Origin of the sequence: Tumebacillus lacus (assembly GCF_026410385.1) — a bacterium.
GTDB lineage: Bacteria > Bacillota > Bacilli > Tumebacillales > Tumebacillaceae > Tumebacillus > Tumebacillus lacus.
On record NZ_JAPMLT010000004.1, the window covers coordinates 181,358 to 201,151 of the forward strand.

The 19,794-nt window shown below is 59.2% G+C and carries 26 protein-coding genes and 1 other RNA gene; 23 read left to right on the forward strand and 4 right to left on the reverse strand.

Annotated elements, in window-relative coordinates; genetic code table 11:
• Positions 1 to 3: 3 nt before the first annotated feature.
• The 9 genes from ssrS to OS242_RS10205 all read left to right on the forward strand — a co-directional run bounded on the left by ssrS (position 4) and on the right by OS242_RS10205 (position 6,575).
• Positions 4 to 192, forward strand: a non-coding RNA gene (ssrS, locus tag OS242_RS10165) — 6S RNA.
• Between the two features lie 110 nt (positions 193 to 302).
• A complete protein-coding gene (gene map, locus OS242_RS10170) occupies positions 303 to 1,049 on the forward strand; it encodes a type I methionyl aminopeptidase (protein WP_267151575.1) in 747 nt (248 codons plus the stop codon).
• 106 nt (positions 1,050 to 1,155) lie between these two features.
• Entirely contained in the window at positions 1,156 to 2,202 is a 1,047-nt protein-coding gene (locus tag OS242_RS10175; RefSeq protein ID WP_267151576.1) for a threonine aldolase family protein, read from the forward strand.
• Positions 2,203 to 2,204: 2 nt separating this feature from the next.
• Positions 2,205 to 3,536: a replication-associated recombination protein A gene (locus OS242_RS10180; RefSeq protein ID WP_267151577.1), complete on the forward strand. Its 1,332-nt coding sequence runs from the start codon at positions 2,205 to 2,207 to the stop codon at positions 3,534 to 3,536.
• A 3-nt stretch (positions 3,537 to 3,539) separates the two neighbouring features.
• Positions 3,540 to 4,229, forward strand: a complete 690-nt coding sequence (locus OS242_RS10185) for a YczE/YyaS/YitT family protein (RefSeq protein WP_267151578.1) — start codon at positions 3,540 to 3,542, stop codon at positions 4,227 to 4,229.
• A complete protein-coding gene (cymR, locus tag OS242_RS10190; protein ID WP_267151579.1) occupies positions 4,213 to 4,620 on the forward strand; it encodes a cysteine metabolism transcriptional regulator CymR in 408 nt (135 codons plus the stop codon). The genes OS242_RS10185 and cymR overlap by 17 nt, the downstream gene beginning before the upstream one ends.
• Positions 4,621 to 4,640: 20 nt before the next feature.
• Positions 4,641 to 5,822 carry a cysteine desulfurase family protein gene (locus tag OS242_RS10195; protein WP_323372936.1) on the forward strand — a complete coding sequence of 394 codons (1,182 nt, stop codon included), beginning with the start codon at positions 4,641 to 4,643 and terminating at the stop codon, positions 5,820 to 5,822.
• Between the two features lie 27 nt (positions 5,823 to 5,849).
• Positions 5,850 to 6,353, forward strand: a complete 504-nt coding sequence (locus OS242_RS10200; protein WP_267151581.1) for a PRC-barrel domain-containing protein — start codon at positions 5,850 to 5,852, stop codon at positions 6,351 to 6,353.
• A 24-nt stretch (positions 6,354 to 6,377) separates the two neighbouring features.
• Complete coding sequence (locus OS242_RS10205) at positions 6,378 to 6,575, forward strand: hypothetical protein (RefSeq protein WP_267151582.1); 198 nt, start codon at positions 6,378 to 6,380, stop codon at positions 6,573 to 6,575.
• 64 nt (positions 6,576 to 6,639) lie between these two features.
• Here the strand turns inward: OS242_RS10205 and OS242_RS10210 are convergent, their stop codons facing one another.
• Genes OS242_RS10210 through OS242_RS10220 form a run of 3 tightly spaced genes read right to left on the reverse strand, consistent with a single transcriptional unit; the run spans position 6,640 to position 7,633 of the window.
• The gene (locus tag OS242_RS10210; protein WP_267151583.1) at positions 6,640 to 6,858 is read right to left on the reverse strand and encodes a MerR family transcriptional regulator; all 219 of its coding nucleotides are present in this window, start codon (positions 6,856 to 6,858) and stop codon (positions 6,640 to 6,642) included.
• The gene (locus tag OS242_RS10215) at positions 6,855 to 7,256 is read right to left on the reverse strand and encodes a DUF1540 domain-containing protein (protein ID WP_267151584.1); all 402 of its coding nucleotides are present in this window, start codon (positions 7,254 to 7,256) and stop codon (positions 6,855 to 6,857) included. Before OS242_RS10215 ends, OS242_RS10210 begins: the two co-directional genes overlap by 4 nt.
• A complete protein-coding gene (locus OS242_RS10220) occupies positions 7,253 to 7,633 on the reverse strand; it encodes a DUF2512 family protein (protein WP_267151585.1) in 381 nt (126 codons plus the stop codon). Before OS242_RS10220 ends, OS242_RS10215 begins: the two co-directional genes overlap by 4 nt.
• A 177-nt stretch (positions 7,634 to 7,810) precedes the next feature.
• On the opposite strand from OS242_RS10220, the gene OS242_RS10225 reads away from it, so the two are divergent.
• Together OS242_RS10225 and OS242_RS10230 are read left to right on the forward strand one after the other, a co-directional pair.
• On the forward strand, positions 7,811 to 8,344 hold the full coding sequence (locus tag OS242_RS10225; protein ID WP_267151586.1) for a peroxiredoxin: 534 nt from the start codon (positions 7,811 to 7,813) through the stop codon (positions 8,342 to 8,344).
• A gap of 13 nt (positions 8,345 to 8,357) precedes the next feature.
• Complete coding sequence (locus tag OS242_RS10230; protein ID WP_267151587.1) at positions 8,358 to 8,813, forward strand: redoxin domain-containing protein; 456 nt, start codon at positions 8,358 to 8,360, stop codon at positions 8,811 to 8,813.
• A gap of 70 nt (positions 8,814 to 8,883) precedes the next feature.
• Here OS242_RS10230 and OS242_RS10235 read toward each other — a convergent pair whose 3' ends face one another.
• Positions 8,884 to 10,098, reverse strand: a complete 1,215-nt coding sequence (locus tag OS242_RS10235; protein WP_267151588.1) for a LysM peptidoglycan-binding domain-containing protein — start codon at positions 10,096 to 10,098, stop codon at positions 8,884 to 8,886.
• 165 nt (positions 10,099 to 10,263) lie between these two features.
• Here OS242_RS10235 and OS242_RS10240 point away from each other — a divergent pair, with 165 nt between their 5' ends.
• From OS242_RS10240 to OS242_RS10295, 12 genes are all read left to right on the forward strand, one after another.
• Positions 10,264 to 11,139, forward strand: a complete 876-nt coding sequence (locus tag OS242_RS10240) for a UbiA-like polyprenyltransferase (RefSeq protein ID WP_267151589.1) — start codon at positions 10,264 to 10,266, stop codon at positions 11,137 to 11,139.
• 86 nt (positions 11,140 to 11,225) lie between these two features.
• Positions 11,226 to 12,293: an AI-2E family transporter gene (locus OS242_RS10245; protein ID WP_267151590.1), complete on the forward strand. Its 1,068-nt coding sequence runs from the start codon at positions 11,226 to 11,228 to the stop codon at positions 12,291 to 12,293.
• Positions 12,294 to 12,352: 59 nt separating this feature from the next.
• On the forward strand, positions 12,353 to 12,616 hold the full coding sequence (locus OS242_RS10250) for an IreB family regulatory phosphoprotein (RefSeq protein ID WP_267151591.1): 264 nt from the start codon (positions 12,353 to 12,355) through the stop codon (positions 12,614 to 12,616).
• Positions 12,613 to 13,041, forward strand: coding sequence for a Holliday junction resolvase RuvX (gene ruvX / locus OS242_RS10255; protein ID WP_267151592.1), 429 nt, complete (start codon positions 12,613 to 12,615; stop codon positions 13,039 to 13,041). Before OS242_RS10250 ends, ruvX begins: the two co-directional genes overlap by 4 nt.
• 19 nt (positions 13,042 to 13,060) lie before the next feature.
• Positions 13,061 to 13,363 (forward strand): DUF1292 domain-containing protein, encoded by a 303-nt coding sequence (locus OS242_RS10260; protein ID WP_267151593.1) that lies wholly within the window; start codon positions 13,061 to 13,063, stop codon positions 13,361 to 13,363.
• A gap of 64 nt (positions 13,364 to 13,427) precedes the next feature.
• The gene (locus OS242_RS10265) at positions 13,428 to 13,649 is read left to right on the forward strand and encodes a hypothetical protein (RefSeq protein ID WP_267151594.1); all 222 of its coding nucleotides are present in this window, start codon (positions 13,428 to 13,430) and stop codon (positions 13,647 to 13,649) included.
• 92 nt (positions 13,650 to 13,741) lie between these two features.
• Entirely contained in the window at positions 13,742 to 14,773 is a 1,032-nt protein-coding gene (mltG, locus tag OS242_RS10270) for an endolytic transglycosylase MltG (RefSeq protein WP_267151595.1), read from the forward strand.
• A 52-nt stretch (positions 14,774 to 14,825) separates the two neighbouring features.
• Complete coding sequence (locus tag OS242_RS10275) at positions 14,826 to 14,981, forward strand: hypothetical protein (RefSeq protein ID WP_267151596.1); 156 nt, start codon at positions 14,826 to 14,828, stop codon at positions 14,979 to 14,981.
• Between the two features lie 143 nt (positions 14,982 to 15,124).
• Positions 15,125 to 15,757, forward strand: a complete 633-nt coding sequence (locus OS242_RS10280; protein WP_267151597.1) for an O-methyltransferase — start codon at positions 15,125 to 15,127, stop codon at positions 15,755 to 15,757.
• 27 nt (positions 15,758 to 15,784) lie between these two features.
• Positions 15,785 to 16,411: a uridine kinase gene (gene udk / locus OS242_RS10285; protein ID WP_267151598.1), complete on the forward strand. Its 627-nt coding sequence runs from the start codon at positions 15,785 to 15,787 to the stop codon at positions 16,409 to 16,411.
• Positions 16,412 to 16,538: 127 nt separating this feature from the next.
• Positions 16,539 to 17,858, forward strand: a complete 1,320-nt coding sequence (locus OS242_RS10290) for a short-chain fatty acid transporter (RefSeq protein ID WP_267151599.1) — start codon at positions 16,539 to 16,541, stop codon at positions 17,856 to 17,858.
• Positions 17,859 to 17,980: 122 nt separating this feature from the next.
• Positions 17,981 to 19,738, forward strand: a complete 1,758-nt coding sequence (locus tag OS242_RS10295; RefSeq protein ID WP_267151600.1) for a peptidoglycan D,D-transpeptidase FtsI family protein — start codon at positions 17,981 to 17,983, stop codon at positions 19,736 to 19,738.
• The last annotated feature ends 56 nt before the right edge of the window (positions 19,739 to 19,794 follow it).

Genomic DNA, 19,794 nt, shown 5'->3' on the forward strand with positions numbered 1-19,794 from the left:
ACAAGAAATCTGCTACGTTCGTGATCGCTTCTAGTGTTTTGATCCAACACTATGTACCTTGGGAGGCGGATGTCTCTAGGAGGAGCGGATGCCGCCGGCTATAGGCCGAGGCGGAACCGCGAGACCGGAGCGAGCCACCCACCTGCGCGAGCAGGTTCAAAACCAAGGTGACACGGCTCATGCGGGTTTCTCGACTCACAACCAACAAACCGGCTCTGAAATCCTTCAGAGTCGGTTTTTTCATGGAGAAACATATGATATAGTGGTCTGTAGAAAAATCTTAAACGGAAAGTGTGAGCCTATTGATCGAAATCAAAAGTCAATCTGAGATCGACGTCATGCGTGAAGCGGGCCGAATCGTCGCACAGTGCCACGAAGGCATTGCCAAGATGATCAAGCCTGGCATCACCACGATGGAGATCAACGAATTTGTACACGAGTATATGAAGAGCAAAAACGCCATTCCGGCGCAGATCGGGTACCACGGGTACGAATACGCAACATGCGCGTCTGTCAACGACGTGGTCTGCCACGGCTTTCCTTCCAAATACAAACTGAAGGAAGGCGACATCGTCACCATCGACATGGTCGCGACGCTGGACGGCCTCAACGCCGACTCCGCCTGGAGCTACGGCGTCGGTCAGATCTCCGACGAGGCGAAAAAACTGATGGAAGTCACCCACGAGTCGCTGTTCAAAGGCATCGAGCAGGCAATCGTCGGCAACCGCATCGGCGACTGCTCCCACGCGATCCAAAAGTACGCGGAGAGCCTCGGCTACTCGGTTGTGCGCGACTTCATCGGCCACGGCATCGGCCGCTCGATGCACGAAGACCCGCAAGTCCCGCACTACGGCCCGCCCGGCCGTGGTCCGCGCCTGCGCGAAGGCATGTGCTTCACCATCGAACCGATGATCAACATCGGCAAATACCACGTCAAAGTGGACGCGGACGGTTGGACGGCCCGCACGGTCGACGGCTCGCTGTCCTGCCAGTATGAGCACACCATCGCCATCACCAAAGACGGCCCGCAGATCCTGACGGTGCTGTAGGCACATACAAAAAAAGACAGCGGACGTTCTCGCTGTCTTTTTTTGTTGATCAAATTCGTTTATAATAAAAAGCAGAGTAATTTTCTCGGAAATGAGGAACCCCGATATGTTCATTGATCTGCGCAGCGATACTGTGACCAAGCCGAGCGACAAGATGCGTCAAGCGATGTTTGACGCGGCAGTCGGCGACGATGTATATGGCGAGGACCCGACCGTCCGCGAGTTGGAAGAGCGGGCAGCGGCGATCCTCGGCAAAGAAGCGGCTCTGTTTGTGACCTCGGGCACGCAGGGCAACCAAGTGGCGATCCTCGCCCAAGCGCGGGCCGGCGAGGAGATGATCCTCGAAGCGTCCTCGCACATCTTCCTCTATGAAGCCGCCGCTCATGCGGCGTTTGCCGGTGTGCAGACGCACACGATCCACGGGCGCAAAGGGGCGATGGACCCGGAGGCGGTGCGTCAGGCGATCCGCACGAAAAACATCCACCATCCGCGCACGTCCCTGATCTGCCTGGAAAACACGCACAACAAAGCGGGCGGTACGGTCGTCCCGGTGGAAAATATGAAAGCGATCTACGAGATCGCGCAGGCGCATCAGGTGCCGGTGCATCTCGACGGTGCGCGCCTGTTCAACGCGGCGGTGGCTGCGGGTCGTCCGGTCGCCGATTTTACCCGCTACGTCGACACGGTGCAGGTCTGCTTGTCCAAAGGTCTTGGCGCACCGATCGGCTCGCTGGTTGCCGGCTCTCATGAGTTTATCGAGGTCGCCCGCCACTGGCGCAAACGCCTCGGCGGCGGTCTGCGCCAAGTCGGCGTGATCGCGGCGCCGGGTCTGCTCGCGCTGACGGAAAACGTGGAGCGACTGGCGGAAGACCATGCCCATGCGAAAATTCTCGCTCAGGGCATCGCCGAGATCAAAGGCATCGAGATCGATCTCGACACGGTGGAGACGAACATCGTGATCTTTGACATCAAAGGCACCGGCCTTGATGAAGAGCAGTTTTTGGCCGCTCTCAAGGAAGAAGGCGTGATCGCGACCGACTTCGGTCCCTGTCTGATCCGCTTTGTCACGCACATGATGCTGTCGGAGGCGGACGTGCGGGCGGCGATTGAAAAAGTCGCCAACGTCGTGCGTCGAGCGCAGGGGGTCGCCTGATCGTGGATCTGTTCAGCCAGCAGGCGGAGGAAGAGCAACGGGCAAACGCTCCGCTTGCCGCCCGAATGCGCCCGCAGTCGCTCGATGAGCTGATCGGTCAGGAAGAAGTGGTCGGTGCGGGCAAACTGCTCCGCCGCGCCATCGAAACGGACCGGCTCACCTCGCTGATTCTCTACGGTCCGCCCGGCACCGGCAAGACGACGATCGCCCGGATCATCGCCGGTCACACCGAGTCGACGTTCCGCACGCTCAACGCCGTCACCGCCGGTGTCGCCGACATCCGCAAGGTGGTCGAGGAGGCCAAGGAAGCTCTTTCGATGTATCAAAAGCGCACCGTGCTGTTCGTCGACGAGATCCATCGCTTCAACAAATCGCAGCAGGACGCTCTGCTCCCGCACGTCGAGGAAGGGCTGATCATCCTGATCGGTGCCACCACTGAAAATCCCTTTTTCGAAGTCAACGCCGCCCTGCTCTCCCGTTCGCAGATCTTCCGCCTGCAGCCGCATTCGGAGCAAGACCTCGTGCGAATGGCGAAACGGGCGTTGGAGCTGCCGGACCGCGGGCTCGGTCATTTCCGAGTCGACGCGGACGAGGAAGCGCTGGAGCACCTGGCCAGATTTGCGGAAGGGGATGCCCGGCGGATGTACAACGCGCTGGAGCTGTCGGTGCTGTCGACGCGTCCGGACGCAAACGGCGTGATCCACCTCACGCTCGACGTCGCTGCCGAGTCGATTCAGCGGCGCGTCGTGCGCTACGACAAAAACGCCGACCAGCACTACGACACCGTCTCGGCGTTTATCAAGTCGATTCGCGGTTCCGACCCGGACGGTGCGTTGTACTGGCTGGCGAAGATGATCGACGCGGGCGAAGACGCCAAATTTATCGCCCGTCGCCTCGTGATCTCCGCCTCCGAGGACATTGGCAATGCCGATCCTCGCGCGCTGCAGATCGCCGTGTCGGCGTTTCAAGCGATTGAGTTGATCGGGATGCCGGAAGGAAGGATCGTGTTGGGACAGGCTGCGACCTACCTCGCGACCGCGCCGAAATCAAACGCCGCCTACATGGGCATCAACCAAGCGCTGGCCATGATTCAAAACGGCTCCTCAACCGAAGTGCCGCCGCATTTGCGCGACGCGCACTACAAAGGAGCGTCCCGATTGGGACATGGGAAAGGGTATTTGTACCCGCATGATTTCCCGGGGAATTTTGTCGAACAGCGATATCTGCCCGAAGGATTGGGTGATCACATTTTCTATGCGCCGACCCGCAACGGGTATGAACAAGTCATCTCAGAGCGCCTGCACCACTGGCGCAGCAGACGGAACGGGGGATAAGCGGTGCAAGTGGAAACCAATACGAAACCGCCCGCGCCAAATACGTGGCAGATCACCGACTGGAAGCTGTTTTTGCGTCGGCTGATCGTGATGAATCTCGGGCTGTTCATCATGGCGGTGGGCATCAACTCGGTCGTTCATGCTCACCTCGGCGCTTCGCCGTGGGACGTGTTGCACATCGGGCTGACGTTGCACACGGCGATGTCGTTCGGGACGGCGCAGCAGGTGGTCGGCCTCGTCATTCTGCTCTTTGCGTGCTGGCAAGCGCGGAGTTGGCCGACGATCGGCTGTTTGATCAATATTCTGATGGTCGGCCTATACAGCGATCTGATGTTTGATGTCGTGCCACAGCCGGAACTGCTCGTGCTGCGGATCATGGAGTTTGCGGTCGGCGTGTTGCTTTGCGGCTACGGGGCGGGTATCTATATCTCCGCCCAGCTCGGCGCAGGGCCGCGCGACTGGCTGATGCTGACGTTGCATGCCAAAACGGGTATGAAAATCCGCTGGATGCGCACGATCTTGGAAGTGTCGGCCGTCGCGGCCGGCTATCTGCTCGGGGGGCCGCTCGGCGCGGGAACCATCGTGTTCTCGCTGACGGTCGGCCATCCGACCGAATGGGGTATCAAGTGGGCGACTCGCGTGTTTCGCCCGTTTGTCGAGAGGAGAGAGGCAAGCCATGAAATTGTCCACTAAAGGCCGTTACGGCGTGATCTTGATGATCGACCTTGGCATGTTCCACGGGGAGGGGCCGGTCTCGCTGAAGTCGGTCGCTGAACGTCAGAGCCTGTCTGAACATTATCTGGAGCAACTGATCGCACCGCTGCGCAACGCAGGGCTCGTGCGTAGCATCCGGGGGGCATACGGCGGCTACGTGCTGGCGAAAAACCCGCAGGAGATCACCGTCGGTGACATCATCCGCGTCCTCGAAGGCCCGATCACCATCGTCGACGATCCGGAAGAAGAACTGAAAGAGCTGTGGGAGCGCGTCCGCAAATCGATCAACGACGTGCTGGACAGCGTCACGCTGCAAGACCTGGTCGAAAAGAAAAAGTTTGGCGGCGAGAACATCATGTTCTATATTTAAAGGAACGGCGCAAAATGGGTATGTGCAGACATGCCCATTTTTTGCATACTCAGGAGGAGGCACAGCACGTGATTTACCTCGACAATGCGGCGACCACCGCCGTCGCACCGGAAGTGCGGGCGGCGATGGAGCCTTATTTGCATGACGTATATGGCAATCCGTCCAGTGTTCATCAGGCGGGAAGGACGGCAAGGGCCGCCATCGAGCGGGCCCGCGAGCAGGTGGCGAAGGCGATTCACGCCAAGCCGGCGGAGATCGTGTTCACCTCCGGCGGCACAGAGGCGGACAACGCGGCGATCATCGGCGTGATGATGGGCAATCCGGAAAAAGGCAAGCACCTGATCACGACGGCGATGGAGCATAAAGCGGTGCTGACCGCCTGCGAATGGTTGGAAAAGCTCGGCTGTGAGGTGACCTATCTGTCGCCGGGGGCGGACGGCAAGGTGTCGGCGGAAGCGGTGGCAGCGGAGATCCGGCCGGATACGGTGCTGATCTCCGTGATGACGGTCAACAATGAGACGGGCGCGATCCAGCCGATCCAAGAGATCGCAAAGGCGGCCAGGGAGCACGGTGTCTATTTCCACAGCGACGCGGTGCAGGCGGCCGGTGCGTTGGAACTGGATGTCGATCTGCTCGGAGTCGATCTGCTCTCCTTGTCCGGACACAAACTGCATGGACCGAAAGGGATCGGCGCGCTCTATGTGCGCTCGCAGATCAAGTTCGCGCCGTTGCTGCACGGCGGCTCGCAGGAGCGCAAACTGCGCGGCGGCACGGAAAATCTGCCGGGCATCGTCGGGCTTGGCGTCGCCATCGAACGTGCGGTGGAGGAGCGGGCGGACAAGCTGGCGAAGATTCGCTCTTTGCGCGATGAGATGCTCGCCGCGTTTGAAAGGGAACTGGGCGACACCGTCGTGACCAATTCCCCGGCGGATGCCCTGCCGACGATTTTAAACGTCTCGTTTCTCGGGGTGCCGGCCGAGCGGCTGCTGATGAACCTCGACATGGCCGGGATCATGGCGGCGAGCGGGTCGGCCTGCACGTCCGGTTCGCTGCAGCCGTCGCATGTGCTGGAAGCGATGGCTTTGGATGAGGAGCGTGTGCGCTCTGCCATACGTTTCAGCTTTTCGGGGCACAATACGCACGATGAAGTATCGACCGCAGCTGAGAAGATCGTGGCGGCTGTAAGGCGTTTGAAACGGTAGCCAGGAGACGAGCGGGGAGGTGCCTGGATGAGAAAAGCGCGAGAGCTGGTCGGACTGCCGGTTGTCGATCTCACGGGCGGTGAACAACTCGGTGAGGTGCGTGATGTGCTGTTTGCTGCGACGGGCCGGTTTCATTCCCTGTTGCTGGAGCGTGGCGGCCTGCTGTTCGCAGCGAAAGTGCTGCCCAAAACCAGCATCCACAAAATCGGTCAAGACGCGGTGACCACAGATGCCCGCAGCAGCATCGAAGTGCTGCGCGAGGAGATGCAAAGTTTGAGTTCGTTGCTCGAAGGGACGCATGCCCATTTTGTCGGAAAAGATGTGCTGACCGAGGCGGGCGACCTGCTTGGCACGGTGGAAGATGTTTACTTGGATGACAATTTGAACACAATAGTGGGGTACGAGATATCAGAGGGCTTTCTCGTGGATCTGAAGGAAGGGCGCAAGGTGATGCGTGCGCGCCCGGAGTTCATGATTGGACAGGACGCGGTGCTCGTCCCGGACGACACCGAGCTGGCTGAGGAATTTTAGCCCTCCATCGAGGAGGAGACTTGAATGAACCGCTGTCCCCACTGCAACTGCCGCGACATGGGCAAGATCGGCACCAACCAGTACTATTGCTGGGGGTGCTTCGTCGAGTTCAGCGTCTCGGGTGACGAAGTCAAACTGTTCCAAGTCGAAGAGGACGGATCGTTGGTCTCTCTGTCCGACCTGCCGCCGCCGGGCACCCAGGATGTGCAATACGGTGCCTGACCTCTGCAAGGAAAAGAAATAAGAAAACCGGCCTCCCTTGTTGGGGAGAGCCGGTTTTTTGGCGTTATTGACGGGCGACGGGCAGGTCGTTGCGGTCGATCCAGTTGAGGAAGTCCGCGCCGGCGATGCCTTTCTTTGTGGCCGGCAGCTCGCCGGATTGGATCAATTTCTGCATCTTGTCGATGCCGAGTCCCGACAGCCCGCAGAGCACGAGCGGCGGGTACTCGGTGTCCATGTCGATCTCTTTGACGGTGAGTTGATACCCGAGGTCGCGTCCGTTCATCCGAAAGTCACCTCCCCGCGCGATTCGAACGTCCGGCAGTTGGTGTCTTGACACTCGTTGGCAAGCGCGCCGGTCACTTCGATGGAGGGTGCGACGCAGAGGCGGCCTTCTGCCCAGTATTTGCAAGAGGCGACGGTGCAGGAGACCGACGGGTCGAGGTGATGGCCCGGCAGCACCATCTCGGCGGCGGTGCCGCTCCAATTGACGTTGTCCATCGAGCCGAGGTAGGAGGTCACGCCGCTGGCTTCGTGATACGTTTTGCACATCGTGTGGTCATCGATCTGGGCCATGCGCGTTTCCTCTTCGTGCATGATGTCGATGTTGCGGGCGCCGCAGAGATTGCCCGCGACAAAGTGCGTGCAGGTGTTGACGTAGCAGGTGACGCGCGGTGAGGTCAATGGATGATTCTCCCTTCTTCATCTTGTTTGGCGGCATCTTGATAGCGGCCGCGGTTGTAGATCCACTCGTGATAGAGCGCTTCAAAGCCGCCGAGAATCGTCGAGACCGCTCCTATGTACGGCCACGGCACGCGGCTGCCTCCCCCGCTGAGTTTGTTCGCCCCGAGCAGCGAGGCGGCGATCAGCAGGCTGTCTGTCGCGGCGGCTGTCGTCCGGTTCATCTTGGGCATCAGGACGCGGTCGCCGACCGTGCCGAGCAGCGAGATCAGCGCGGTGCTCAAAAAGGCGAACGGGGGCTTGACCCGCGCTCGGCTCATCAGGGCGGAGACGGCGTAGACGACCGAAAAGACGGCGAGCAGTTTGATCAGCAATTTCAACTGGGACCCCTCCTTCTCAGGGGATAGTGTTTGCAAGAGGCGTCCAAAATAACGGAGGTTCCCGGGCGGTACCCTTTGACGGATGTAAAACATTTTCAGTTAGTAAAAAGCCTTGATAATTCGGTTGGGTATGACTACAATTAAAAAGTACCATACATATCCAAGGAGGTAGTGAACATGGCATTGGTTGGAAATCCCGCTCCGAATTTCGTAATGGACAGCACGAAAAACCTTGAAACTCTGAAGGAAAAGGTATCCCTCGAGGAATACCGCGGCAAATGGCTGGTTCTCTTCTTCTACCCGCTCGACTTCACCTTCGTGTGCCCGACCGAGATCACCGCTCTGTCTGACCGCGCTCAAGAATTCAAAGACCTCGACGCTGAGATCCTCGGCGTTTCCATCGACTCCGTGCATTCGCACCGCGCATGGATCAAAACCCCGCGCGAGCAAAACGGCCTTGGCGACCTGAACTACCCGCTCGGCTCCGACATCAACAAGACGGTCGCTCGCGACTACGGCGTTCTGGTTGAAGAAGAAGGCATCGCTCTGCGCGGCCTGTTCATCATCGACCCGGAAGGCATCGTGCAACACGCGACCATCAACTCCCTGAACGTCGGCCGCAACGTAGACGAAACTCTGCGCGTGCTGGAAGCTTGCCAAACTGGCGGTCTGTGCCCGGCGAACTGGAAACCGGGTCAAGCGACCCTCTAGTCGGTACGGATCGATGCCGCTGCGCTTAGGTACCGACCGCCCGGAACTGACCGGGGCGACCGAGTGGTTCGCACAGGATCGATTGCCGTCCGATCTGGCCGGCAAGCCGCTGCTCGTTCACTTCTGGGCTGTTTCCTGCCACATCTGCCATGAGACGATGCCCGACCTGATCAAGTACCGCGATCAGTACAAGGAGCAAGGTCTCGAGATGGTCGGGGTGCATTTCCCGCGCTTTGAAGCGGACACCGACCTGGAGAAAGTCAAGGAAGACATCGCGAAATACGACATTTCGCATCCGGTCGCAGTCGACAACATGCACCAGATCGCGCAGGCGTACCAAAACGAGTACGCACCGGCGTTCTTCCTGTTCGGTCCGGACGGCAAGCTCTTCTTCCGCACGGCGGGAGACAAGGGCTTTGAAAAGCTCCAGCCGAAAATCGAACAACTTCTCGGTCAAGATCAGGCATAATCTGCACATCAAAAAAGGCTCAGCCACCTCTCGTGGCCGAGCCTTTTTTTGTTCGTCTTTGCTGCGGACGTCAATCCTTCACCTCGTACTGATCGCGCATATAGTCCCACACATCGGGCAAGTGCGCACCCAGTTCCCACAGGGCGAGCCCTTGCCAATGGCTCGACTCCAACTCCCGCGCTTTGCGGACGATGCTCCAGAGATCTTCCAGCCACACGGTGCCTCCCTCCTCTCCGCCGCGCTCACGATACCACGCCAGCGCGCTCTGTGCGTCACGTTGAAGAGGGGATCCCGTCTGGCGGGCCAGAGACAGCGCGTCCTGTGCACAGAACAGTTCCTTCGCCTGCCCGCGCCGCAGCCGCACGGCGACCGCGTGCGTGACCAGCCAACATTTCTCCGGCGGCAACACCTCGCGCGCCTCCTCCAGACAGCGTGTCGCCCGTGAGAGCGAGATCAGCGGTGCGGGCGGCTCTTCGTCCTGCCAGCACAGACCGGTCTCTGCCGGTGACTCGACCGCCGGATCGCAGAACACCGCGTCGAGGTGTTCGACAGCGGCCAGCAACTCCTGCGGCCGCTTCCAGGCGGGAGAGTCGGCCGTCAGATACAGACCGACGGTCACGCCCATCGGGCGCAGTCTGCGCCCGGCCTCGCGCACCAGATCCAGATAGAGCGCGACCTGAGAGCGGGGCAGCGCTTGCCAGTCGAACACCACGCCTTCGCCGCCATTTTCCCGCAACGTCACGGCGAGACTGTCGAGCAGCCGGTGCCCGGCCTGTTCGCTGTGCAGGATCGCCTTGGCCACGTCGGGCAAGATGCCGGGCGCACCGTCGAGCTCCAGCGTGATCAGGCCGGTCGACCACGCGTGCGGCTCGTGCAGGCACCCGGCCGCATCGGTGCGCAGTCCGCGCTGCAAGGAGGCGAGGCGCAGGCACGGCTTGAGCTGCGCGTGCGGCGAGAGTTCGCGGTGCTCGGGAGCGGGGAGGAGCACGACGTCGCCCGGTGACAGCGCAGGCTCCGTCCAGCCGTTGCAAAAGGACAGCCAGGTGAGCGGCAGACGCCAACGCTCCGCTAAGGAGCGCGGCGTGTCGCCTTCCTGAGCGAGATAGGTGAGATAGTGATCGCTGCCGGACAGTTCGAGGCGGCTCGGGATGAGCAGGCACTGACCGGGGAGGAGACAAGGTGAAGGCGACAGGTTGTTGCGTCGCAGGAGCATCTCCGGGGTCACCCGGAAGCGGCGTGAGATCGAGGGGACGGTGTCACCGGGGCGAACGTGATACAGATGCATCGTACGCACCCTCCTTCGACATGTACACTCTCCACACGATATGCAGACGCCCACGGGCGGGTGAATGGAAGCCGATCCAAGCAGATTTTGTCAAAGAGTTGACAAGCCAGAAAGGATACTCCTTAATAAAGAAGGAATGTCATGAATGGTTTGGAGGGTTTTCTCATGTCCAAGATTCGTCTCTTTCTGGAGATGATCAAATTTGAACACACGATCTTTGCGTTGCCTTATGCGTATATCGGCATGGTCATGGCTTCGTACTACACCACAGGCGGTTGGCCGGACTGGATGACGTTCGTCTGGGTCACGCTCGCGATGGTCGGTGCCCGCAGCGCCGCGATGGGTCTCAACCGCGTCATCGACGCGGCGATCGACGCCCGCAACCCGCGCACGGCGAACCGCGAGATCCCGAGCGGCAAAATCAAATCGCTGGAGGCGTGGCTGTTCATCCTCGCTTCGCTGGCTCTGCTCGCCGTCTCCGCATGGATGCTCAACCCGCTCTGCTTCAAACTGCTGCCGCTGGCGGTGTTTGTGCTGGTGCTCTACCCGTACTGCAAGCGATTCACGTGGGCGTGCCACCTCGTGCTCGGCCTCGCCGACGCGTTTGCCCCGCTCGGCGGCTGGATCGCTGTGACCGGCTCCTTCGACATCCCGGCTCTGCTTCTGGCGGGTGCGGTGGCTGTCTGGATCGCCGCCTTTGACATCATCTATGCCTGCCAAGACGTCGAGTTTGACCGGGCCAACGGGCTGCACTCGATCCCGTCTCGCTTTGGCATCGCGGGCGGTCTGCGCCTGTCGCGCCTGATGCACATCCTGACGATCGTGCTGTTTGCGCTGGTGCCGCTGTTCGTGGATCTCGGCATCCTCTACTGGATCGGCGTCGCCGCCGTGGCGGGTCTGCTCTGGTACGAACACCGCATCATCTCGCCGCATGACATGAGCCGCATCGACGTCGCGTTCTTTACGGTCAACTCCTATGTGGCGTCGGTGGCGTTCGTCTTCACCTTTGCCGACATCGGTCTGCAGATCTGGTTGTCCTAACAAAGTCCTCCTCTACAGGAGGGCTTTTTCTCTTTTTGGGACAAACTAGGGAAACAAACTTGTACACAAGGAGGGACCGACACGACATGGAATCCTGGCGGCATGGCCGCGCGCTCTATCTCGGATCGGTCACCTTGGTGACGCTGGGCTGTGTCTTTTTGCTGTGGGAGATGCGCGAGGTGATCCGCATCTTCAGCACGATCCTGAGTGCGGTGCTCACTCCGTTTTTGATCTCCGTGATCATCGCCTATCTGCTCAATCCGCTGGTGAACATGTTGCATCGAAAAGGGTTGCCGCGCGGTATGAGCATCATGGTGATCTACGCGCTGTTTTTCCTGCTGATGACCGCGCTGTTGATCAACGCGATCCCGTTGATCATCGATCAACTGCGGGAACTGGGCGAACATTTGCCGCAACTCGTCGAAGATGCCAACGGCTGGTTGAAAGGCTTTCATGAGGACAAAAAGCGGCTGTTCCCGGACGCGGTGGTCAAGGCGATCGATCAGAATCTGAGCGGTCTGGAAGCGAGGGCCACCGCGACGATCACCGAGATCCTCGAAGGGATCGGCAACGCGATGGAGATTGCGGCGGGCGTGTTTGTGATCCCGTTCCTCGTCTTCTATATGCTCAAAGATCTGAAGGTGATGGAGCGCACGGTGATCGTGTTTTTCCCCAAGCAAAACCGCCAAGAGGTGGTGCGGTTGCTGAGATCGGTCGACGAAGCGCTCGGCAACTACATCAGGGGCCAACTGCTGGTCTCGTTTGTCGTCGGTGTACTTGCGTATATCGGCTACCTGATCGTCGATATGCCGTACGCCCTGTTGCTGGCGTTGCTCGTCTCCGTGTTCAACATCGTGCCTTACATCGGACCGTTCATCGGCGCTGCTCCGGCTGTGCTGCTGGCGTTGATCGATTCGCCGATGCTGGCGGTCAAAGTGCTGGTGGTCAACCTGATCATCCAGCAGCTCGAAGGCAATCTGCTCTCGCCGTTGCTCATCGGCCGCACGCTCAAGCTGCATCCGATGCTGATCATCTTCGCGCTGCTCCTCGGCGGCGAGTTGTTCGGCGTGGTCGGGCTGATCCTCGCGATCCCGGTGACGGCGGTCGGCAAAGTGATTCTTCAGCACCTGGTGTTGCACTACATCAAGCGTTGACGTATAATGGACGACGATTCCAGTGAAACGGAAAACATTGCCTGTGACGAGGTGTTTCAATGACGGCTCCCTTTGACAGCACGATCAAATATGGCGCACGACCGGAAGATGACAACGCGGCCAGACGCGCGTTGCTCCTGACGGTGGACGCTCTGAAGGAGAAAGGCTACAACCCGATCTCCCAGTTGGCCGGCTACATCATCTCCGGCGATCCGGCCTATATCACCAACCATAACGGAGCGCGCAACGCGATCCGTCGGCTGGAGCGTGAGGATCTGCTGGAAGAACTGGTGCGTGCCTATATGAAGGGCGTGGAACGATGAACACACAGCGCACGATGGGCATCGACTACGGCGACGTGCGCATCGGGATCGCGGTGAGCGACCTGATGGGCTGGACGGCGCAAGGCGTGGAGACGATCACGCGCAAGACGGAAGAGCAAGACCTCGGGCGGATCGGCGAGCTGATCCGGCAGTATGAGGTCGGCAAGATCGTGCTCGGCTTTCCCAAGAACATGAACAACACGATCGGCCCGCGCGGCGAGATCTCGCAGCAGTTTGCCGAGATCCTGCGCGAAAAGTTCGGACTGCCAGTGGTTTTGTGGGACGAGAGGTTATCGACGATGGCAGCGGAGCGTATGCTGGTACAAGCAGACGTTTCCCGCAAAAAGCGCAAACAGGTCGTGGACAAGATGGCGGCGTCGATCATCCTGCAGAACTATCTGGACAGCCAAGCAAACCAATCCTAGCTGAAAGCAGGTGCCAGACATGAGCGAAATCGAAAACCAACAACAAGTTGAAGCGAACCAAATCATCACCCTGACCGACGACGAAGGCCGCGAGCATGAGTTTGAAGTGCTCGATCTGCTGGAGATCGAAGAAAAGAACTACGCGATCTTGATGCCGGCCGATTCGGAAGACGGCGAAGCGTCGATCCTTCGTCTGGAAAAGGACGAGGACGGCAACGACATCCTCGTGACCATCGAGGACGATGAAGAGTGGGAAAAGGTCGCAGAAACGTACGATACCCTGCTGTTCGAAGAGCAAGGCGGCAACGACGAAGACCTGTAAGAGGATGCAAGAGCATCCGACCGAGAGTCTTGGGGCAACCTTTCTGATAGGGAGGTGGGGCCTCATGGCTGATCAATTCAAGGTGCCGGACGCATACCATCCGAATCTGGTGGATGAAAACCTCGACGAAGTGCGTGGGCGCGCCTTGCAGTCGCTCGGACTGGCTGACGACGTGGCCGCACGCGGCTACGACGCGCTGAGCTCCGAGCAGGCCGCGCAGGTCGGTCAGGTGATGGCCGAACACCTGCATGCCTTGCAGGCGAACGTCAACCAGCAGTCGGAATGACCTCTCCAAAGCCCGTACCGATTCTCGGTGCGGGCTTTTCGCCTGCTGTCGAACCCTGTATAATGATGGGGAATGACTTTGGAGGTGTAATTTTGAAGAGCAAGTTTATGAAGATCGGATGGTATGTCTTCGCGGCGGGCATCTTGCTGCTCGGCGGGGGACTTTTTTATGTGCAGAGCCAGTTTCAGCCGCCGTCTGACAGCGGACAGGCTGTCGAGATCACCGTACCGGAGGGCGCGGGGGCCGAGGATGTCGGTGTTCAATTGAAAGAAAAAGAATTGATCAAAAATGCAAAATTCTTTTCGCTCTACCTGCGCTTTGAAGGGCAGAGCGGCCTGTTGAAGACCGGTAAGTATTACTTGCGTCAAGGCATGACGATGGAGGAGATCGCCCGCGTGCTCGTCGAAGGCGACGCATCGTACAACACCGTCCAGTTCACTGTGCCGGAAGGGCTGACGCTGGAGCAGATCGCCGAGGCACTGGACAAGCAGGGGCTGGTAAAAAAGGACGATTTCCTGAAAGAGGCGGACAGCGGCCAGTTCGACTATGACTTTGTCAAAGAGATCCCGCAGAACGAGGCGGTGGAGCACCGTCTGGAGGGTTATCTGTTCCCTGAGACGTATGAAGTGTTCAAAGAGGCGGACGCGCATCAGCTGATCGACACGATGCTCAAACAGACGGCTGCCGTGTTCACCCCGGAGTGGAGGGAACAGATGAAGGCGCGCGGACTGTCGGTGCACCAAGCGCTGACGGTCGCGTCGCTGATCGAGCGTGAGGCGCAGGCGGCGAAGGAACGCCCGATGATCGCCGGGGTCATCGACAACCGCCTGAAAGCGCCGATGAAACTGCAGATCGACGCGACGATCCAGTTTGCGCTCGGCAAGCAGAAAGAGACGCTGCTGTATGCCGATCTGGAGATCGAGAGCCCGTACAACACCTACAAATACGAAGGCCTCCCGCCAGGTCCCATCGCGTCGCCGGGACGCGATTCGATCAAGGCGGCGTTGTACCCGACTCAACACGAGTTTTTGTTCTACGTCACCAAAAATGACGGCACCGGCGAACATTATTTTGCCAAGACGTTCGCCGAGCACGAGCAAAACATCGCCAAGAGCGGGCTGTAAAATAATCATCTTCCCAATCGCTCACACTATCCCTGCAAAGGAGGGATGGCGCATGAGTGATCCGACAAAAGATCTGACGCCGGAAGACATCGTGCACGATTATCTGATCGGTGAATACGAGCTCGAAAAATTGAAACACGGTTTCCAAGCCCCCGCTGTGCAAGGACAACCTTGCGAGCCGGACCAAGGGCTTTTGGAAGAAAAGTGACGGAGACGACCCGGGCAGGAAAGACCTGCTACGGGTCTTTCCTGTCTATTTCGAGCAAACTAGCGTATAACACAGCATTTCTCTAGTATATGAAAGCATTTTGTGATAACATAGTTCTGTTTGAATGACAGAAGGGACTTGGTATGATGATCGATCCGCAACTGGTGGACTATCTGCGCGGGTTCGTGCCGGAGCGGGATGCGTTGTTGCAGGAGTTGGAGCAGCGGGCGGAGGAAGGGTATATCCCGATCCTCGATCTGGAGTCGGCCGGCTTTCTGCGCGTGTTGCTCGCGATGACGCGACCGCAGCGCATTCTCGAGGTCGGGACGGCGATCGGCTACTCGACGATCTGGTTCGGGCGGCACAGCGAGGCGCAGATCACGACGATGGAGCGCGACCCGGAACGGGCGGCAGAAGCTCGGGTCAATCTGCAACGGGCCGGCCTTGGCGAGCGCGTCGAACTGCTGGAAGGCGATGCCTTGGATATGATCGAGGGTCTGGGGATGTACGACCTGATCTTTCTGGACGCTGCGAAAGGGCAGTATCCGCGCTTTCTCGAACTGCTCACCCCGCATCTGACCGAGGGCGGCGTGCTCTTGTCCGATAACGTCCTGTTTCAAGGGATGGTCAGCGGCGAGGCGGAGGTCAAGCACAAACTGCGGACGATGATCAACCGCCTGCGTGAATACAACCAACTGATCGCCGCTCATCCGGCGTACGTCACGACTTTTTTGCCGCTGGGCGACGGCTTGGCGATCTCTGTCAAGAAAGCGTGAGTTTCAAAAGGGAAGGGGAAGACAGCCATGCGTAGACCGGTGCTGATCGGGATCGCGGGAGGAACCGGATCGGGGAAGACGTCGGTGGCCCGCGAGATCACTCGCAACATCGACCCGGAGAACATCGTGTTGATCGAGCAAGACAACTATTACAAAGACCAGTCGCAGTTGACGATGGCACAGCGCGTGCTCACGAACTATGACCATCCGAACGCGTTTGATAACGATCTGTTGCTTGAGCACCTGCACCAGATGCTCGACGGACAGGCGATTGAAAAACCGATTTACAACTTTGCAGAGCACACCCGCGCCACCTACACGGAGCGCGTCGAGCCGAAGCAAGTCGTCATCCTCGAAGGCATCATGGTGCTGGAAGACGAGCGACTGCGCGACCTGATGGACATCAAGATCTTTGTCGACACCGATGCGGACGTGCGGATCATCCGCCGCATCCTGCGCGACATCAAAGAGCGCGGTCGCTCCATCGAGTCGGTCGTCGAGCAGTACATGGGCGTCGTCCGCCCGATGCACATGCAGTTCATCGAACCGACGAAAAAATACGCCGATCTGATCATCCCGGAAGGCGGCAAAAACCAAGTGGCCATCGACGTCCTCGTCGCAAAAGTCAACGAGATCGTCTCGTCACTGGTGTAAAGACAAGCGAGCAACCCTGTGCGAGGGTTGCTTTTTTGTTTTTTTATCTTGAATAAATAATCAAAATAGTACATCATTTAGAGAGACGAGAACTTTTCATCAATTTCGAAGGGATGTGACACACGCTTTGAAAACGCTTACCTTGTTTTTTGACCGCTTGGTGCAGCGCTATTTGCCGGACCCGTACCTGTTCGCCATCGTCCTGACATTCGTCGTCTTTGTGGCCGGCATCGCCGTCACCGACACGACGCCGTACCAGATGGTGCAACACTGGGGCGGCGGATTCTGGCAGTTGCTCAGCTTTACGATGCAGATGGTGCTGGTGCTCGTCACTGGGTTTGTGCTGGCCAAAACGCCGCTCTTTACCCGCCTGCTGACCGCGCTCGCCAAACTGGCGAAAACGCCGGGACAGGCGATCATCCTCGTCACGCTGATCTCCGCGCTGGCTAGCTGGATCAACTGGGGCTTTGGCCTCGTCATCGGCGCGGTGTTTGCCCGCCAGTTGGTCAAAGTGGTGCCGACTGTCGATTATCGGCTGTTGATCGCCAGTGCGTACAGCGGCTTTGTCATCTGGCATGGCGGTTTGTCCGGCTCCGTGCCGCTGACCATCGCCACGCCCGGTCATTTTACCGAAAAGCTGATCGGGGTGATTCCGACCACGGAGACGATCTTTGCTCCGTTCAACCTGTTTATCGTCATCGGGATCGTCGTCGTGCTGCCGCTGCTCAATCGTTTGATGCTGAACTACACGGACGGCACGTTTAAAGTCGATCCGAAACTGCTGCAGGACGAATCGGCGGCCGCTGTCGAAGTGAAGGAGAACATGACGCCTGCCGACCGTTTGGAAAACAGCATGTGGGTGTCGATGGCGATCGGCCTGCTCGGGCTCTCGTTTATCGTCGCGTATTTCGCGAAAAACGGCTTTAAGCTCAATCTGGATATCGTCAATTTCACTTTCCTGTTTGCCGGTGTCTTGCTGCACAAAACGCCTCGCCGCTTCCTGCATAGCATGGAAGAAGCGGTCAAAGGCACGGGCGGTATCGTGTTGCAGTTCCCGTTCTACGCGGGGATCATGGGCATGATGGTCTCCTCCGGCCTCGCCAAAGAGCTGTCGTTGTGGTTTGTCTCCATCTCGAACGCGACGACGCTGCCGCTCTTCACCTTCTGGAGCGCAGGTCTCGTCAACATCTTCGTCCCGTCCGGCGGCGGCCAATGGGCGGTGCAGGCACCGGTCATGCTCCCGGCAGGCCTGGAACTGGGCGTCTCCTCGGCGAAAATGTCAATGGCAGTGGCGTGGGGCGATGCCTGGACCAACTTGATCCAGCCGTTCTGGGCGCTTCCGGCGCTGGCGATTGCCGGCCTGCGGGCGAAGGACATCATGGGCTTTTGCATCATGACGTTGATCGCCAGCGGGGTGATCATCTCGCTTGGGTTCTTGCTGTTTTAAATGAAAAAAGGGTTGGTGCCTCCACAGCGGGTGCCGCCCTTTTTTTGTTCGTTTAGAGAGCTTTTTTTCAGACCACACTGGTAAGAAAATTCGACTGTTTCAGGCGGGGAGTGTGGTCTGTGATGAGGTTTGATGAGGAACGACAAGCGAGACGACGTGTGCAACGGCGCACGGCGGTGATCTTGACGATGTGCACGCTCGGGATCGTGGGGATGCTCGGGCGGCTGGCGTATATCCAATTTTCGGCACACAACATGCAAGGGCACGATTTGGTCGCCTCCGCGGTCGAGCAGCGGCGTGAAAAGTTTGAACTGGACTCCGGCCGCGGCGACATCCTCGACCGCACCGGCGCTTCGCTGACCGGGAGCAAGCTGCAAGGTCTGGTCGTGTTGCCCGTCTGGCAGGTCAACCCGGACTATCAAAAGCTCAACGATCTAGCCTTGATGCTGCGCACCGACACGGAGACGCTGACCCGGCAGTTGAGCGAGAAAAAAGAGCCGTTTTTGCTGCGTCTCCCGGCTGCGGGCGGCGAGCTGCGCGTCGTCGAACTGACAGACGAGCAATTGAAAAAGGTTGAAGCGTTGCAGGTGAACGGGCTGTATGCCAAAGAGGTCAAGGTGCGTTTTGACGACCAGACGGTGGCGCGGCATGTGATCGGCTTTCTCGGCGAGGACCCGAATCTGGTGGCGAACCAATGGGGCGGCGAGTATCCGCTCGATGAGAAGGTCGGCAAGATGGGGCTGGAATATGTCTACCAAGACGTGCTGCGCGGCCTTGGCATCTCGCGCACCATCGCGTACTACACCGACGCCTACAAGCAGCCGCTCAACGGCCTTGGTATCAGGGAGTCGACGGGGGAAAATCACGCGCTCAACGTCAAGACGACGCTGAACGCCGACATCCAGCGCTCCGTCGAAAGCGCGCTGAACCGCTACAACGTCTCCTCCGGCGCGGTAGTGGTGATGGACGCCGAGACGGAGGACGTGCTGGCGATGGCGTCACGGCCGGACTTTGACCCGAACCAGCCGGTGATCGACGGCGGAGCGTTTCCGGTCAACAAAGCGTTGAAAGCGTATTTTCCCGGCTCGATCTTTAAATCGGTGATCGCGGAGGCCGCGCTGGAGACGGGTGTCGTCAACCCGAGCGACACCTACGAATGCCCCGGACACATCGAGATCGGCGACGGGACGCTGAACTGTTGGACGACACACGGGAAGGTGACGGCGGAGGAGGCGTTTGCGCAGTCGTGCAACGTGGCGTTTGCCCAGATGGCGATGAAACTGGGCCGCGAGCAGATCGACACCTACTCGCAAAAGCTCGGGCTCGGAAAGACGGTCGGCCTGTCGCAAGGGGATCGCTCCCCGTTTTACGGCGAGGACACCGGCAGCGTCTTTTTGAAGGAATACAGTTCCGACCGCTTCCTCGCCAACACGGGGATTGGACAGGAGGACGTGCGGGTGACGCCGTTGCAGGCGGCGCACTTGATGGCGACGATCGCCAATGAAGGCAAAGCCGGAGCACCCCGCCTCGTCCAATCACTGCACACGCCGGACGGACTGCTCTACTCGGAGATCGAGCCGGCGGAGAAACGGACGGTGCTTGAAAAAGCGACGACGCGTACTCTGAAAGGGTGGATGCGCCAAGTGGTCGCCGCCGAAAAAGGCACGGCGCATCTGCTCCACAGCGCCAAACTGCCGGTGGCCGGCAAAACGGGCACGGCGCAGACGGGCGACCCGACTCTGCACCATCAGTGGTTTGCGGGATACGCCCCGGCTGACAAGCCCAAATATGTGATCGTCGTGATGGCCGACAGCGTGCCGGACGGCAAAGCGCGGGCGACCGAACAGGTGGCGTTGCAGATCGTGAACGCGCTGCCGTAGTGATTTTCAGCGTACAGGCTCATGAGACAAACCTACCCACATATATTGAAACACGC

Excerpts from the sequence above, each read along its gene's own strand:
- cymR (WP_267151579.1), top strand. The coding sequence starts at position 4,213 with ATGAAATTGTCCACTAAAGGCCGTTACGGCGTGATCTTGATGATCGAC.
- OS242_RS10235 (WP_267151588.1), bottom strand. The coding sequence starts at position 10,098 with ATGCATCTGTATCACGTTCGCCCCGGTGACACCGTCCCCTCGATCTCA.
- OS242_RS10200 (WP_267151581.1), top strand. The coding sequence starts at position 5,850 with ATGAGAAAAGCGCGAGAGCTGGTCGGACTGCCGGTTGTCGATCTCACG.
- OS242_RS10295 (WP_267151600.1), top strand. The coding sequence starts at position 17,981 with ATGAGGTTTGATGAGGAACGACAAGCGAGACGACGTGTGCAACGGCGC.
- OS242_RS10250 (WP_267151591.1), top strand. The coding sequence starts at position 12,353 with ATGACGGCTCCCTTTGACAGCACGATCAAATATGGCGCACGACCGGAA.
- OS242_RS10225 (WP_267151586.1), top strand. The coding sequence starts at position 7,811 with ATGGCATTGGTTGGAAATCCCGCTCCGAATTTCGTAATGGACAGCACG.
- ruvX (WP_267151592.1), top strand. The coding sequence starts at position 12,613 with ATGAACACACAGCGCACGATGGGCATCGACTACGGCGACGTGCGCATC.
- OS242_RS10195 (WP_323372936.1), top strand. The coding sequence starts at position 4,641 with ATGTGCAGACATGCCCATTTTTTGCATACTCAGGAGGAGGCACAGCAC.
- OS242_RS10210 (WP_267151583.1), bottom strand. The coding sequence starts at position 6,858 with ATGAACGGACGCGACCTCGGGTATCAACTCACCGTCAAAGAGATCGAC.
- OS242_RS10265 (WP_267151594.1), top strand. The coding sequence starts at position 13,428 with ATGGCTGATCAATTCAAGGTGCCGGACGCATACCATCCGAATCTGGTG.
- OS242_RS10240 (WP_267151589.1), top strand. The coding sequence starts at position 10,264 with ATGTCCAAGATTCGTCTCTTTCTGGAGATGATCAAATTTGAACACACG.
- OS242_RS10205 (WP_267151582.1), top strand. The coding sequence starts at position 6,378 with ATGAACCGCTGTCCCCACTGCAACTGCCGCGACATGGGCAAGATCGGC.
- OS242_RS10275 (WP_267151596.1), top strand. The coding sequence starts at position 14,826 with ATGAGTGATCCGACAAAAGATCTGACGCCGGAAGACATCGTGCACGAT.
- udk (WP_267151598.1), top strand. The coding sequence starts at position 15,785 with ATGCGTAGACCGGTGCTGATCGGGATCGCGGGAGGAACCGGATCGGGG.
- OS242_RS10280 (WP_267151597.1), top strand. The coding sequence starts at position 15,125 with ATGATGATCGATCCGCAACTGGTGGACTATCTGCGCGGGTTCGTGCCG.
- OS242_RS10230 (WP_267151587.1), top strand. The coding sequence starts at position 8,358 with ATGCCGCTGCGCTTAGGTACCGACCGCCCGGAACTGACCGGGGCGACC.
- OS242_RS10260 (WP_267151593.1), top strand. The coding sequence starts at position 13,061 with ATGAGCGAAATCGAAAACCAACAACAAGTTGAAGCGAACCAAATCATC.
- OS242_RS10175 (WP_267151576.1), top strand. The coding sequence starts at position 1,156 with ATGTTCATTGATCTGCGCAGCGATACTGTGACCAAGCCGAGCGACAAG.
- OS242_RS10245 (WP_267151590.1), top strand. The coding sequence starts at position 11,226 with ATGGAATCCTGGCGGCATGGCCGCGCGCTCTATCTCGGATCGGTCACC.